Below are 14508 nucleotides of genomic sequence, written 5' to 3' on the forward strand. Positions count from 1 at the left end.
CTCCCTCGACCGACGACTTCTTAGGCCGGACAGCCCCGAAGCCATCGGTTTGGTTTGAGAGCCTCAAACTTCTCCTTATAATCGGAAGCCACAGTTTCCCCAAAGGAAGGCCCGCCGTGAACACGCTCCTCGGGCGCCGGACCCGCGTCCTGGCCGCCACCACCGCGACGGCCGGGCTGGTGCTCGTGTCCGCTTGTACCTCCACCGACGACGGGGGCAGCGGCACGAAGACCGCCGCCGGCGGGGTCGAACTGGTCAAGGCCGGTCAGCTCACCACCTGCACGCACCTGCCGTACCCGCCCTTCCAGTCGGAGATCGACGGCAAGGTGCAGGGCTTCGACGTCTCGCTGATCGACCTGGTCGCCGAGGACCTGGGCGTGAAGCAGGACATCCTCGACCAGCCCTTCGAGAACTTCAAGACCGGCGGATCCCTCAACGCCGGCCAGTGCGACCTCGCCGCGGCCGGCATGACCATCACCGAGGAGCGCAAGAAGAACGTCGACTTCTCGGACCCGTACTTCGACGCCACCCAGGCCGTCCTCGTCGACAAGAAGGCCGGGGTCACCTCCCTCGCCGACGTGAAGTCCAAGAACGTGAAGCTCGGCGCCCAGGCGCAGACCACCGGCGAGGACTACGCGAAGAGCCAGGGCTTCGACCCGGTCTCCTTCGAGTCCTCCGACGCGGTCCTCAACGGCCTGCGCTCCGGCCAGGTCAAGGCCGTCGTCATCGACTACCCGGTCGTCCAGGGCTGGCTGAAGAACAAGGCCAACGCGGACGCCTTCGAGGTCGCCGACAACATCAACACCGGTGAGCAGTACGGCTTCACGGTGAAGAAGGGCAACACCAAGCTGCTCGCCGCCATCAACAAGGCGCTCGCGGACGCCAGGGCCGACGGCACGTACAAGAAGCTCTACGAGCAGTGGATCGGCCCGTACGACGAGTCCGCGGCATCCGCTTCGCCGTCCGCCTCATGAGTGATACCAAGCTCGAAGCACCGCTCCGCAAAAAGGGCCTGACCCGGCGTCAGAAGCGCCGTCTGTCACAGGGCATCCAGTACGCCGTCTTCGTCGCCGCCGTGATCGCCTTCGCGGTCTCGGCGGACTGGGACCGGCTGCAGAACCAGTTCGCGCAGGCCGACATCGCCGAGCAGATGTTCCCGGACGTCATCACGCTGGCGCTGAAGAACACCGTGCTCTACACCCTGTCCGGCTTCGTCGTCGGCCTGGTGCTGGGCATGGTCATCGCGCTGATGCGGCTGTCGTCGGTCGGGCCGTACCGCTGGTTCGCCGGGGTGTACATCGAGATCTTCCGCGGTCTGCCGGCCCTGCTGATCTTCATCTTCATCGGCGTCGCCGTCCCGCTCGCCTTCCCGGGCACGGAGATCGTCGGCGGCACCTACGGCAAGGTCGCTCTCGCACTGGGTCTGGTCGCCGCCGCCTACATGGCGGAGACGATCCGCGCGGGCATCCAGGCCGTGCCCAAGGGCCAGATGGAAGCGGCCCGTTCACTGGGGTTCTCGCCCGCCCGCGCGATGATCTCGATCATCATCCCGCAGGCGTTCCGGATCATCCTCCCGCCGCTCACCAACGAGTTGGTCCTGCTCTTCAAGGACTCCTCGCTGGTGCTGTTCCTCGGCGTCACCCTGGAGGAGCGCGAACTGTCCAAGTACGGCCGGGATCTGGCGAGTACGACCGCCAACTCCACGCCGATCCTCGTCGCCGGCCTGTGCTATCTGCTGGTCACGATCCCGCTCGGCTTCGTCGTGCGCCGTATGGAGACGAAGGCTCAGGAGGCCGTGAAATGAGCGAGAAGACTCCTGGGACGCACCCGGAGATCGAAGTCCGCGGCCTGCACAAGTCGTTCGGCGACAACGAGGTGCTGCGCGGCATCGACCTGGAGGTCGACCAGGGCGAGGTCGTGTGCGTGATCGGCCCGTCGGGCTCGGGCAAGTCGACGCTGCTGAGGTGCGTGAACCTCCTCGAGGAACCCACCAAGGGCCAGGTCTTCGTCGGTGGCACCGAGTTGACGGACCCCGACGTCGACATCGACGCCGTACGCCGCCGTATCGGCATGGTCTTCCAGCAGTTCAACCTCTTCCCGCACCTGTCCGTGACGGAGAACCTCACGCTGCCGCAGCGGCGAGTGCTCAGGCGGAACAAGGCGCAGGCCGCCCAGGTGGCCGCCGAGAACCTGGAGCGGGTGGGCCTGGCGGAGAAGGCGGACGCCTACCCGGCCTCCCTCTCCGGCGGGCAGCAGCAGCGCGTGGCGATCGCCCGCGCCCTTGCCATGGGCCCCGAGGTGATGCTGTTCGACGAACCGACGTCGGCGCTCGACCCGGAGCTGGTGGGGGACGTACTGGCGGTGATGCGCATGCTGGCGAACGAGGGCATGACGATGATGGTCGTCACCCACGAGATGACCTTCGCCCGCGAGGTCGCCGACCGGGTCGTCTTCATGGACGGCGGAGTGATCGTCGAGGACGGCACCCCGGAACAGGTCATCGCCAACCCCCGCCACGAACGCACCCGGCACTTCCTCTCCCGGCTCCTCGACCCCGCGATGGCGGAGGTGGAGGAGGAGACGTCGGACCAGGTGGGCACAAGCGACTGAAGAGGACATACGTTCCCCTGTCGGACGGAGCCTGCGGACCGCCATCATTCGGGGCATGACGACTCTCGACGACGCGGGCGGCTTCGGAGCCGGCACCGCGCTGCCCCGGCTGCCGGAGGACTGGGACCGCTGCCTGGCCGTGGCCTCCCACCCGGACGACATCGAGTACGGGACGGCGTCCGCCGTGGCCCGGTGGACGGCCCAGGGCAAGCAGATCGCGTACCTGCTGGCCACGCGCGGCGAGGCCGGCATCGACGGGCTGCACCCCGACGAGGCGGGCCCGCTGCGCGAGGCGGAGGAACGGGCCGGGGCCCGCGTAGTGGGCGTGGACACGGTCGAGTTCCTCGACCATCGGGACGGGGTGATCGAGTACGGCCCGGACCTGCGCCGCGACATCGTGCGGGCCATCCGCCGGCACCGGCCCGAGGTCGTGGTGACCGGGGCGTACACCGTGCGGATGGTCGCCGGAGTGGTCAACCAGGCCGACCACCGCGTGGTGGGTCTCGCCGCGCTCGACGCGGCGCGGGACGCGGGCAACCGGTGGATCTTCCCCGAACTCATCGACGAGGGCCTCGAACCCTGGGGCGGGGTCCGCTTCGTGTGCTTCGCCGGCGCCGAGCGCCCCACCCACGGCGTGGACGTGTCCGGCGAACCGCTGGAGCGGGGCATCGCCTCCCTCGCCGCCCACGCCGAGTACACCAAGGGCCTCGGGGCTACGGCCTTCGAACCCCGCCCCTTCCTGACCTGGGCGGCCCGCCAGGCCGGCCCCGCGCTCGGCGTCGAGTCCGCGGTCCTGTTCGACGTGTACCAGCTCGCCTTCGAGGGGCCACCGCCCTGGGAGCAGTGACGCCGGGCTGACTAAGGTGCGGTGCATGAGTGATCGCACGGTGCTGCACGTGAAGGGCCGGATCCTGGTCGGCCCGGACGACGTCCGGGACGAGCTGTGGATCGTCGACGGCCGGATCTCCTACGACCGCCCCCTCGCGGCCCGTGACATCCGCACGATGTCGGGCTGGGTGCTGCCCGGTCTGGTCGACGCCCACTGCCACGTCGGCCTGGGCCCGCACGGCCCGGTACCGCAGGACGTCGCCGAGAAGCAGGCGCTGACCGACCGCGAGGCGGGCACCCTGCTGATCCGCGACGCGGGTTCGCCCTCCGACACCCGCTGGATCGACGACCGCCAGGACCTCCCGAAGATCATCCGCGCGGGCCGCCACATCGCCCGCACCCGCCGCTACATCCGTGACTTCGCGTGGGAGATCGAGCCGGAGGACCTCGTCGCCTACGTCGCCCAGGAGGCCCGGCGCGGCGACGGCTGGGTGAAGCTGGTGGGCGACTGGATCGACCGCGAGGCGGGCGACCTGGCTCCCAGCTGGCCGCGGGACGCGATCGAGGCGGCCATCGCGGAGGCCCATCGCCTGGGCGCGCGGGTGACGGCACACTGCTTCGCGGAGTCGTCCTTGCGCGACCTGGTGGAGTCGGGCATCGACTGCATCGAACACGCGACGGGTCTGACGGACGACCTGATCCCGCTCTTCGTCTCCCGCGGCGTCGCGATCGTCCCGACCCTGGTCAACATCGCCACGTTCCCGATGCTGGCCGACGGCGGCGAATCCAGGTTCCCCCGCTGGTCGGCCCACATGCGCCGCCTCCACGAACGCCGCTACGACACGGTCCGCAACGCCTACGGCGCCGGCATCCCGGTGTTCGTCGGCACGGACGCGGGCGGCACCCTGCCCCACGGCCTGGTGGCGGCGGAGGTCGCCGAACTGGTGACGGCCGGCATCCCTCCGCTGGAGGCCCTGTCGGCGACGACCTGGGGCGCCCGCAAGTGGCTCGGCCGCCCCGGCCTGGAGGAGGGGGCGGCCGCGGACCTGGTGGTGTACGAACGGGACCCCCGCACGGATGTGCGTGTGCTGGGGGCCCCGCTTCGGGTGGTGCTGAACGGGCGGGTCCTGGGTTGAGAAGGGGACGTCAGTCCTCGGCGTAGTCCCCGATGGCCACGTCGTGCAGGAGGGAGTGCCAGAATCCCGGGTCCTCGCTCAGCGTCGTGCGGTCAATTCGGCTGAGCGCTTCTCCGAGTTGGCCCGCCAGTTCCTCCCATACTTCCGGTTCGGTTTCTTCGTCGCCGTACGGAAACCGGGTGGCGAATTCTTCGAGGCATTGGAGGAAAGTGCTCGCGGATTCGTTCACGTGCCAGACGCTTGAATCTTCCGTGTTGAGGGAGACGATTTCACCGGAGTCGATGTCGATGCAGTACTCGTCGTAGTCACCGCCCTGCCCCAACTTGAGGAGACGCCTCTCGGAGCCGTTCGCTCGCACCGTCCGTTCGGCCGGACTTGTCGCGGTGAAGAGCAAGTGGTCTTCGGGCAGGCCGACTTCGGTGAGAAGGCGGCGGGCGTTCGCGTCGCGCACGGACGAGAGGGATTCCGGCGTGTACCTGTGATGCGGCGACATGGTGAGGACTCTTTCCCAACGTCAGGCCGGTGACATGATCGAGAGGCCGACCGATGAATATCGGTCGGCCTCTCGCGGCGAGACTACCAGATTCCCGCCTTGGCGTCGGCGAACAATTGCCGTACTGCGCCTAGTTGGGCTTTACGGGACTGTGCTCCCTGGGCGGACGTCGTCCAGTTCCAGGACCACGAGGTCGGAATTCCCTGCAATGCCGGGGCGCAGGAATTCCGGCAGGGCTGGAGTTCCGAGTAGACCTCGGTGACGTTTCCCTTCCCCAGCTGCCGGAGCAGCTTCGCCTCCGCGTGGTTGCCCCGTCCCTTGGAGGAGAAGGCGACCGCGATCTGCGACACGCCGTTGGCGTCGGTGTAGCGCGCCGCGGCGAAGTTGTTGCCGGTCTTGCCCAGTCGCAGGCGCTCCTGCATGACCGCCTGGCTGAGGTCGGTACTGCCGTAGTCGACCTGGCAGTTGTGGACCAGGACCGGCGTCGTGCCTGCCAGGACCTCATAGGTGTGGAGACCCGCGACCGAGAAGTTGTGGACGGTCGCCTTCGCCGTCCGGTGTGCGACCGCCGTGATCCGGATCCAGCTGCCGCTGCCCGTGCTGAGCCACTGGCCGGGTTCGAGTTCGCCGGCCTTCACCCAGCGGCCCACGTCCGGCAGCCAGAACGGGTGGCCGTCGGTGGCGGTGAGCTTGGAGGTCTTGGCGCCTTCCCTGCCGTCGGTGTCGACGGTGACGGTGACCAGATGCCTGGTCCCTTCACCCTTGACGGTCTCGGTGACCGTACGGGTCTGAGCGTCGTCCGTCTCCACGTCCGACGCGGTGACCTTGTCGCCGCTCTCGACGTCCTCGATCGCCTTCGTCGTTCCGTCGGCCATCAGGACCTTGGTGCCGGGCACGAAGCTGTTGCCCAGCTTGCAGGCCGCGCCGCTGGCCGGCGGTGCTTCCGGGACCTTCGGTGCGGCCGGAGCCGGGGCCGCGGGAGCGGGCGCCGGGTCGGCGGCCGGCGGGTTGGCGCCGCCCGTCGGGGGTGCGTCGGCAGCCCCCGCGGACGGGGGATTCGCCCCGCCCGTCGGCGGTGTCGCCGCGCTCGGCGGTGTCGCCGCGCCGGACGGGACATTGCGGCCCACGTCGCTCGCCGTGTCCAGCGCCTCCAGCGCCTCGTCCCCGTACTTCGCGGCCTTCGCCGCCGTCGCCCCGTACCCCGCGAACGGGATCGCGGAGGCACAGGACAGGGCCGCGTCCACGTACTCGCCCTCGGCCGCGTACCAGCCGCAGTTGGCCAGGTCCGCCGCCTCGCCGACGACCGGGATCAGGCCGACCACGTCCAGGGCGATGTGGCCGATGTCGGACCAGGACATCCCGAACAGGTGGCCGTCGATCTCGATGAAGGAGATCGGGTTGCCGCCCGCGAAGGCGTAGCGGTTGCCGGTGAACGGGTCGGTCGACAGGCCCATGTCGGCAAGTGCGCCGCCGTACATGTCCCGGGTCAGGAAGCGGTTCAGACCCGGGTCGTAGGTCCGGAAGCCCATGTCGTACGTGCCCGACGTGGTGTCGTAACGCTTGCCGTTGAAGCGGTACGAGTTGTACGGATCCTCCGATTCCCCGCCGCCCGCTCCCGGCTTGTCGGCGCCCGTGAACTGGGCCGCGTCGTTCTTGCCGTACGCCGTGTATCCGTACGTCGTCTTGGTGTTGCCGTCCTTGTCGGTCAGCGCCTCGACGTCGCCGTGCGGGTGGTAGAGGTACTGGGTCGTCTCCGGGGCCGCGCCCTCATCGTCTTCCTCGTCCTTGATCTGGGTCAGCTTCTGGCCCCAGGACGCGTACTGGAAGGATGTGACTCCCTCGTCCGTCACCTCCTCCTTCAAGGAGTGCGACGTGATGCCCAGGTAGGTGAAGAGGGTCGTCTTGGCGTCCTCGCCGCTGCCCACCGCCTCCTTCACCGTGCGGTCGAAGGCGTCGTAGGTCATGCGGGTCGTCTTCGCCGACTCGCCGCTGCCCGCGGTGATCGAGGCTGGGCGGTCGAAGCCGTCGTAGCGGTACTTCTGGATCGTCTCGCCACCGAAGGAGACGGTGTCGAGGCGGCCCAGGGGGTCGTAGTTGTAGGTCGAGGACGCGCCGTCCGCCGTCGAGGTCAGGAGGCGGTTGCGGTCGTAGCGGTGGGTGGTGGTCGTGTCGTCCACGTTCTGCCAGACCACGTTGCCGGCCGCGTCGTGCCGGTACTCCTCCGTCGTCTCGTCGTCGCCGGTCTTGGCGACCTTGGCGATGCGGTCCTGCGGGTCGTAGGTGTAGGCGTAGGTGTTGTCGACGGTGTCGCCGTGGTCGTCGGCGTCCATGAGCTTCAGGACGTCTTCCAGCTTGTGACCGTTGGCGTTGTACTTCAGCGCGTGCTCGGCGACGAGGGTGCCGTCCGACTGCTTCTCGGTGGTCTTCTTCGTCGAACCGTCGAGGTAGTAGTCGACGGTGAGGACGTTGCCGTTGGGCTTGGTCTGCTTCTCCAACTCGCCGCGGGCCGTGTACTCCAGCGTGGTGACCTGCTGGTCACCGGCCGTCGGGGACGCCGCGTTGGTGATGCGTTCGACCTGGTCGAGGACGTCGTAGTCCAGCTTGCTCCAGGTCAGGTCGTGGGTGGTGGTGAGCGTGTTGCCGTTGGCGTCGTAGGTCAGCGCGGTGGTGTTGCGGACGCTGTCACCGTCGTGCTCGACGACCTTGCCGAGCTGGTTGAGCTCGTCGTACTCCAGGGTGTAGCGGTCGGTCCGGACGCCGGGGCTGCGGTCGGTGATCTCGATCTGGTTGCCGTTGGCGTCGTACCGGTAGGAGAAGTCCTTCTCCTCGTTGTCCGTGTCCCCGGAGTTGTCGCGGACCAGCCGGACCGCGTCCGCGACCACCGTGCCGGTCGCCTTGTCGGTGAGGGTGACGGCCTGGCCGGTGTCCTCGCCGAAGGCGAACTTGCCCAACGACCGCCACTCGCCCGGGAGTTCGGTCTGGTCGAGGGTCTTGGTCCCGGTGCCGTCCTTGTGCTTGATCTCGTAGGTGGCGTCCTTCGCCGCCCCGTCGACCTTCGGGTACTGGACGTAGACCGTGTAGTCGCCCTCCTGGGGGATCGTCAACTGCCAGACGAAACGGTCCTCGCCCGAACCGGCCGGGTGGGTCTGTGCGTTGTAGCCGTACGACCCCTCGGCGGCCGTCTCCTCCCACGTGCCCTGGGTGGCCGTGTTGTTGACGTCGGAGTTGTCGACCAGAGCGACCTGGAGGCCGACCGGGACTCCGTCGTCCGAGCGGGACTTCAGGGCACCGCTCGGGTAGAAGGCGGAGTCGAGAGTGCGGGTGACCGAACCGCCGCCGCTGCTCAGGGTGTTCTGGATCTGCTGGCCGAGGTCGTTGTACTGGTAGGTGTTCCTGATGTCGAAGGCGTCGGTGGATGTCTTGATCCAGCCGGTGTCGAAGTAGGTGTACTCCGTCTCGTTGCGGACGCTCTGGCCCTCGGACGGCGGGGCACTGACCTTCTTCACCCGGCTCAGCGCGTCGTACTCGTACGTCGTCCGGTCCGGCGTGTTGTAGCGGGCGTCGTCCGGGTCGAAGGGGCTGAGGGTCTCCTTGACCCGGTTCAGCTCGTCGTAGACGGTCTCGGCGGCGAAGTCCTTCGGGTCGTCGCCGGTCTCGATGCCGCGCGGGGTGATGACCCGGGTCTGGTTGCCGACCTCGTCGTACTCGAAGCGGGTGGTGCGCACGACCGCGTCGTCGCCGTCGCCGTCGTACGGGACGCGCGCCTCGACCAGGGCGGCGCGGGCGTCCAGGACCAACTCGGTGCGGTTGCCCTCGGCGTCCGTGGTCGCGGTGGTCAGACCGTCCCAGTCGTACGTGCTGGTCGTCGAGTTGCCGGCCGCGTCGGTGGTCTCCAGCAGGCGGTGGTCGAGGTCGTAGCGGAACTTGCTGGTGTAGTCGTCCGGGTTCTCGGTCTCGTTCTTGCGAGCGTCGACGACCTTCACCAGGTCACCGACGTCGTTGTAGACCGCGCTCGCGCGCTTGCCCGCCGCGTTGACCGCTTCGATGGGCTGGTAGATCTCGTCGTACTTCGTCGTCGAGGTGAAGTCCCCGGGTGCCTCGGTGAGGTTGCCCTTCGGCTCGGTCGAGGTGAGCTGGTTGCCGACCTTGTCGTAGGTGAAGGTCGACACCCTCTCCGGCGAGCCCTCCTCGTCGCCCGGCTGGACGGACTTCAGCAGCTGATCGGCCGCGTCGAACACACTGGTGCTCGCCACCCCGTTAGGAGCGGTGAAGACAAGGGTGTTGTCGTTCGCGTCGTACTCCGGCGCGGGCGTGACGATGAACTCGCCGGCCTCCTGGTCCTTCGGCCTGCGGTTCTCCAGCGGACGGGCGAACAGGTCGTACGTCTGCGTGGTCGTCGCCCCGTCGGCCTCCTCGACCTCGGTGACGTTCCCGCGCACGTCGTACGTCGTCAGCGTGCGGTTGCCGAGTGCGTCGACGATGACCTGCGGATAGCCGGACGGGTCGTAGTCCTCGAACTTCGTGGTGTGCTCGTTGGCGTCGGTGGCGGAGGTGAGCCTGCCCCGGGCGTCGTAGGCGTGGAGGGAGGTGTAGTCACCTGCGGGCTCGCTCGCGACGCCCTTCGGGTCGGTGACCGAGGTCATGTTGCCGCGCGCGTCGTAGCCGAACTGCCAGCCGCGGCCCTCGGGGGAGACGCGGCGCACCAGGTCGGCGATGTAGCCGTTCTCGCCGGTGGCGTAGGCGAGGGTGGCCGCGGGGCGGTCGTTCTCGATGCTCTCCGCGTCCCTCGTCTCCAGCGGGTAGCCGGTCTTCGGGTCGTACTTCCAGGTGCGGGCCGCGCCGTTGTTCTCCTCCAGACGCATGACGTTGTTGTCGGCGTCCCAACCCAGCTTCGTGGTCTGCTTCTTGGCGTCGGTGAGCTCCACCGGGCGGCCGTAGCCGTCGAACAGTTCGGTGGCCGGGTTGCCCTCGGCGTCCGTGACGACGGTCCGGATCGCCTTGCCGTCGTGGCCGTCGGCGTCTTCGTAGCGGTACTCGGTCAGGCCGCCGAGGCGGTCCGTGACCGTCTTGGTGTGGCCCAGGTAGTGCAGCTGGTCCTTGTCGTCGTGCGGGCCGACGTAGTCCAGTTTCGTGGCGTTGCCGCGCGGGTCGGTGACCTTGACCAGCTTCACGCCCGGGTGGTCGAACTCCTTGCCGTACCCGAACCTGAAGACCTTGCGCAGATCCTGGTCCGCGGAGTTCGCGCCGTCCGTGAGCAGCGCGAGCAGGCCCTTCTCGGTGAACGTGAAGTCGATCCGCCGCCCAGAGATGTCGGTGACGGAGCGGACCTTGCCGATGATGAACGGGTTCAGCAGGTGCTTGCCCTCACGGACCTTCCCGTCCTCGTCGACGTAGGTGTACGCCTCGCCCTTCTCCCAGTAGTCGACGGTGAGCGTGCGCCGGCCCTCGGCGTCGGTGACGTACTTCAGCAGCTTGGACGGGTGCCCGAGCAGCCGCTCCTCGTACGTGAACTCCATCCGGTTGCCGTTCTTGTCCACCTGGGCGCTCGGATAGCCCTGGCAGTCGAAGAGGAACCGGGTGCGGTCCGGGCGCAGGAACTCCCAGGCCTCCCGCTGGTGGGGCTTGAGCAGACAGTCCTTCTCGAGCTGCTTGACCCGGAAGTGGACTCCGGCGGGGGAGTCCCACTCGCCCTTCTTGTTCTTGCTGAAGACGTGGCTGGTGCCGTCGCCGTCGGTCAGCGTGAGCTGCTTGGGCAGCAGCGCGGACGGGTGGAAGTCCAGCGGGGTGCCGAGCCGCACGGGCGACGAGGCCTGCAGCGACCAGCCCGGACCGGCCGGAGTGTTGGACGCGTCCTGCGAGTTGTAGGCGAGGCGCAGGAAGGTCGAGAAGCCGAGCGACGGGTTCGAGAAGGCGTTGTACGACCACACCGCGTTGCCGGCGTAGAGGTTGCTCATCAGGGCGGAGCCCGCGCCGGTGTTCTTGCCCGCGTACGAGTAGAAGTCCTCCAGACCGAGCTGGTCGGAGGTCGGGTACTCGGCGGTGACCTCGTGCTTCGACGGCGGGACCCCGTCCGTCTCGGACAGCCAGTCGCCGGTCGCCTTCTCCCTCAGGTCCCACTCCAGGCCGAAGGTCAGCCGCTTGTCGAGCGGGTCGACCAGCACCGGGGCCTTCAACTGGGCGTCGAAGGTGACGGTCTCGCCGGGCGCCACGTCCTTCGGCAGCCCGGTGGCGTCCTTGTTGAGGAGGCTGGTGATGTCCTTGCCGTCCAGCGTCCAGCGGTACGACAGGACGCGCTCACCCTTCTTCCACACCGTGTCCGTGGTGTTGGTGAGCGTCGCCTCGACGGTGGCGGTCTCGCCGGGGACCATCCGGGCCGGCGTGAACGGCAGGAAGTAGGTCTCGCCCTCGGGAGCGGCGAGCAGCTTGCCGCCCCGGGCGACCTGGCCGACGGCGGGCAGTTCGACGGCGCGGGCAGGGCCGGCCACGAGCTTGCCCTGCTTCGTCCGTACGGCGATCCGGTAGTGGTAGGTGCGGCCGTCGCCATCGAGGGCGGGCGGCACGGTGCGGTCCGTGAAGGTGCGGGTGCCGCGGTCGACCGGAGCGACCAATGTCTCGTCGGTCGGCGTGAAGTCCTTCGACGTCGAGCGGTGGACCTCGTACTCGAGGAGGCCCTTGCCGTCGTACGCCGTCCAGGCGAGGTCGGCGCCGGTGGCGTGCGCGGTGCGGGGCGCGGCGATGCGGACGCCGTCGGCCCCGCCCGCGACGCGCGGGTGGGTGAGGGAGGCGGCGCCGCGGGTGCGGTCGAGGGTGATGCGGGGCGGTTTCTTGTCGCCCTCGCCCTCGCCCTCGCCCCCGCCCCCGCCGTCGTCCCGGTCGCCCTCGGCGTCGTCGCTGCCGAAGAGGCTGTCCCAGAAGCCGCGGTCGTCCTCGTCGTCGACGAGTTCGCTGGCGGGGCGCCAGCCGTCGCGTGGATCGGTGGTGTCGGGCTCGGAGGCGGCCGCGGGTCTCGCCTCGCCCGTGCGGGCGGGGGTCGATGGAGCGGTTCCGATGATCAACGCCGTGGCGACGGCGCCGACGAGGGCGGCGCGCAGACGGAGACGGCGGAGGCGGTTGCGGGTGGGGCGGAGGCGGGTGCGGATGCGGGTGTGGCCTAAGCCTGCCATGTAAGGCTCCTTGTCCCGGTGGACACAGGGATCGCACAGGAATCGCGGGCAGACATGTGTACCAAGGCCCTTCAAAGGCGTGTCAATGACATGTCAAATGCAAGGACGAGTTCCGGACTGTGAACGATTGCTCGAAAGCATGCACGGATGCGCCACGATCGTGTGAACTCCCGTGGGATCACTGTCGAACGCGCGGTGGTGCGACATCCTTTCGACGTCCCAAGCTTGATCTCTCTGGGGGTCCCACCACCTTGAACGGCACCGACTTCCGCATGCCCGCACGCCGTCTCGCCACCGTCGCGACGGCCACGGCCCTGGCCGCGGGCCCCGCGGCCCTCGCCGGCGCGGCCTCCGCCCACGCGACCCCCGACCAGGGCCGCGCGAGCGCCGTCGTCCTGCGCACCGGGCTCGACGTCTCCCTGCTCGACAAGACCGTGAACGTCCCGCTCGCGGTCGCCCTGAACGAGGTCCAGGCACCGCAGAGTGCCCAGAAGGCCGCGCTGACCGCCCGGTTGGACGGTGTCGACGGCGGCCAGCCCTTCAACGTGCTGCGCGCCGACGTGGCGGACGCGAAGGCCACGGTCACCGCGGAGAAGGCCGAGGGGTACACCAACCTCGCCCATGCCCGGCTCCACGTCCCCGGCCTGCCGCTGCTCTCCCTCGTCGAACTCGGCACGGTCACCTCCAAGGCGACCTGCGAGGCCGGCAAGCCCCCGGTCGCCGCCTCGAACCTGCTCGGCGCGGTGACGGTTCTCGGCAAGAAGGTCACCCTCACCGTCGGCGGCACGACGGAGGTGAAGGTGCCCGGCGTCGGCGAGGTCCGCCTCGACTTCTCGAAGACGGAGACGACGACCCGTACGGCGGCCGCCACGGCCCTCGAACTCGCGGTCACCGTCAACCCGTTGAACCTGAACGTCGCCGAGGTCACCGGCACCCTGACCCTGGCGAAAGCGACCTGCGAGGCACCGGCACCGGCACCGGCACAGCAGCAGTCCGCGCCGAGCACCGCTCCCGCCGACGTGAAGCCCCAAGGTGCCCCGGACGACACGGGATTGGCCGCCACCGGTGGCAGCTCGACCACGCCGTATCTCGTCGGCGGCGCGATCGCGCTGGTCGTGGCGGGCGGGGGAGCGGTGGCGCTGGCGCGGCGCGGCAGGAGCTGACCGAGTCGGTCGCAAGGTCAACGGCCTTTGTGTGTCAGGAGTGTTGACCGAGCAATGAAAACGTTTTAATTTCCCCTCACGCCGACTTCGAGACGTGAGGGGGACCCGTGGCCGCAGTACTGCGGGAACGCGCAGGTACAGAGGAGGTGAGGGCGGCGCGCCGTCGAGCGGACGGTGCGCCCCCGCGACGAAAAGGTTTTCAGAGCCGGGGGTCGCGTTCCCTGGTTCTGCTCATGCTGCCCGGCCTCGCCTACTTCCTGCTGTTCCACTACGGCGCCCTCGTCGGCAACGTCATCGCCTTCAAGGAGTACGTCCCCTTCGACGGCCTCTGGGGCAGCCCCTGGGTCGGCGTGGGCAACTTCCAGCGGATGTTCGAGGACGGCGCCTTCTGGGACGCGGTGCTCAACACCGTCTGGATCGCCGTCCTGCAACTGGCCTTCTACTTCCCGGTGCCGCTCGGCCTCGCCCTGCTCCTGCACAGCCTCACCTGGAGCTCGGTGCGCCGGTTCGTGCAGTCGGTGGCGTATCTGCCGCACTTCATCTCGTGGGTGATCGTCGTCGCCCTGTTCCAGCAGCTGCTCGGCGACACCGGACTGCTCAACTCCTCGCTGGACGGCATGGGACTGAGCACCGTCGACATCATCGGCAACCCCGATGCCTTCAAGCCGCTCACCGTCGCCCAGGTCATCTGGAAGGACGCCGGCTGGGGCACGATCATCTTCCTCGCCGCGCTGGCCCAGGTCGACGAGCAGCAGTACGAGGCCGCCGCGATCGACGGGGCCGGGCCCTGGCGGCGCTTCTGGCACGTCACGCTGCCCGCGATCCGCCCGGTGATCGTGCTGCTGCTCATCATGCGGCTCGGCGACATCCTCTCCGTCGGCTTCGAGCAGATGCTGCTCCAGCGCGACGCGGTCGGTCCCGAGGCCGCCGAGATCATCGACACCTTCGTCTACTACCAGGGCATCGTCGGCGGCGACTACGGATTCGCCGCCGCCGCGGGCCTGTTCAAGGGCGTGATCGGCGCTCTCCTCGTCTACGCCGCCAACAAGGTCGCCCACCGCCTCGGTGAACAGGGGGTCTACAAGTGAGTGCCCGTACTCGGACCGCCGTCCGGC

The 14508-nt window shown here is 68.9% G+C and carries 9 protein-coding genes; 7 read left to right on the forward strand and 2 right to left on the reverse strand.

Annotated elements, in window-relative coordinates; all coding sequences use genetic code 11:
• Nucleotides 1-116: 116 nt before the first annotated feature.
• Genes OG252_RS38395 through OG252_RS38415 form a run of 5 tightly spaced genes read left to right on the forward strand, consistent with a single transcriptional unit; the run spans nucleotide 117 to nucleotide 4574 of the window.
• A complete protein-coding gene (locus OG252_RS38395) occupies nucleotides 117-974 on the forward strand; it encodes a transporter substrate-binding domain-containing protein (protein WP_266441770.1) in 858 nt (285 codons plus the stop codon).
• On the forward strand, nucleotides 971-1804 hold the full coding sequence (locus tag OG252_RS38400; protein ID WP_329341983.1) for an amino acid ABC transporter permease: 834 nt from the start codon (nucleotides 971-973) through the stop codon (nucleotides 1802-1804). Before OG252_RS38395 ends, OG252_RS38400 begins: the two co-directional genes overlap by 4 nt.
• A complete protein-coding gene (locus tag OG252_RS38405) occupies nucleotides 1801-2610 on the forward strand; it encodes an amino acid ABC transporter ATP-binding protein (RefSeq protein ID WP_266441775.1) in 810 nt (269 codons plus the stop codon). Before OG252_RS38400 ends, OG252_RS38405 begins: the two co-directional genes overlap by 4 nt.
• A 55-nt stretch (nucleotides 2611-2665) precedes the next feature.
• Nucleotides 2666-3457 (forward strand): PIG-L deacetylase family protein, encoded by a 792-nt coding sequence (locus tag OG252_RS38410; RefSeq protein WP_266441778.1) that lies wholly within the window; start codon nucleotides 2666-2668, stop codon nucleotides 3455-3457.
• A gap of 25 nt (nucleotides 3458-3482) precedes the next feature.
• Nucleotides 3483-4574, forward strand: a complete 1092-nt coding sequence (locus OG252_RS38415; RefSeq protein WP_329341986.1) for an amidohydrolase family protein — start codon at nucleotides 3483-3485, stop codon at nucleotides 4572-4574.
• A gap of 10 nt (nucleotides 4575-4584) precedes the next feature.
• On the opposite strand, the gene OG252_RS38420 is transcribed toward OG252_RS38415, so the two are convergent.
• On the reverse strand, nucleotides 4585-5067 hold the full coding sequence (locus tag OG252_RS38420; protein WP_266441783.1) for an SUKH-4 family immunity protein: 483 nt from the start codon (nucleotides 5065-5067) through the stop codon (nucleotides 4585-4587).
• Nucleotides 5068-5150: 83 nt separating this feature from the next.
• Nucleotides 5151-12230 (reverse strand): golvesin C-terminal-like domain-containing protein, encoded by a 7080-nt coding sequence (locus OG252_RS38425; RefSeq protein ID WP_329341988.1) that lies wholly within the window; start codon nucleotides 12228-12230, stop codon nucleotides 5151-5153.
• 251 nt (nucleotides 12231-12481) lie between these two features.
• Between OG252_RS38425 and OG252_RS38430 the strand changes: the two genes are divergently transcribed.
• Both OG252_RS38430 and OG252_RS38435 read left to right on the forward strand, forming a co-directional pair.
• On the forward strand, nucleotides 12482-13393 hold the full coding sequence (locus OG252_RS38430) for an SCO1860 family LAETG-anchored protein (protein ID WP_329341991.1): 912 nt from the start codon (nucleotides 12482-12484) through the stop codon (nucleotides 13391-13393).
• A 233-nt stretch (nucleotides 13394-13626) separates the two neighbouring features.
• On the forward strand, nucleotides 13627-14481 hold the full coding sequence (locus OG252_RS38435) for an ABC transporter permease (RefSeq protein WP_266441793.1): 855 nt from the start codon (nucleotides 13627-13629) through the stop codon (nucleotides 14479-14481).
• Nucleotides 14482-14508 lie beyond the last annotated feature (27 nt).

The organism is Streptomyces sp. NBC_01352, assembly GCF_036237295.1.
GTDB lineage: Bacteria > Actinomycetota > Actinomycetes > Streptomycetales > Streptomycetaceae > Streptomyces > Streptomyces plumbiresistens.

Bases quoted from the DNA above. Each gene is read 5' to 3' on its own strand.
- OG252_RS38400 (WP_329341983.1), top strand. From the start codon at position 971: ATGAGTGATACCAAGCTCGAAGCACCGCTCCGCAAAAAGGGCCTGACC.
- OG252_RS38405 (WP_266441775.1), top strand. From the start codon at position 1,801: ATGAGCGAGAAGACTCCTGGGACGCACCCGGAGATCGAAGTCCGCGGC.
- OG252_RS38410 (WP_266441778.1), top strand. From the start codon at position 2,666: ATGACGACTCTCGACGACGCGGGCGGCTTCGGAGCCGGCACCGCGCTG.
- OG252_RS38415 (WP_329341986.1), top strand. From the start codon at position 3,483: ATGAGTGATCGCACGGTGCTGCACGTGAAGGGCCGGATCCTGGTCGGC.
- OG252_RS38420 (WP_266441783.1), bottom strand. From the start codon at position 5,067: ATGTCGCCGCATCACAGGTACACGCCGGAATCCCTCTCGTCCGTGCGC.
- OG252_RS38425 (WP_329341988.1), bottom strand. From the start codon at position 12,230: ATGGCAGGCTTAGGCCACACCCGCATCCGCACCCGCCTCCGCCCCACC.
- OG252_RS38435 (WP_266441793.1), top strand. From the start codon at position 13,627: ATGCTGCCCGGCCTCGCCTACTTCCTGCTGTTCCACTACGGCGCCCTC.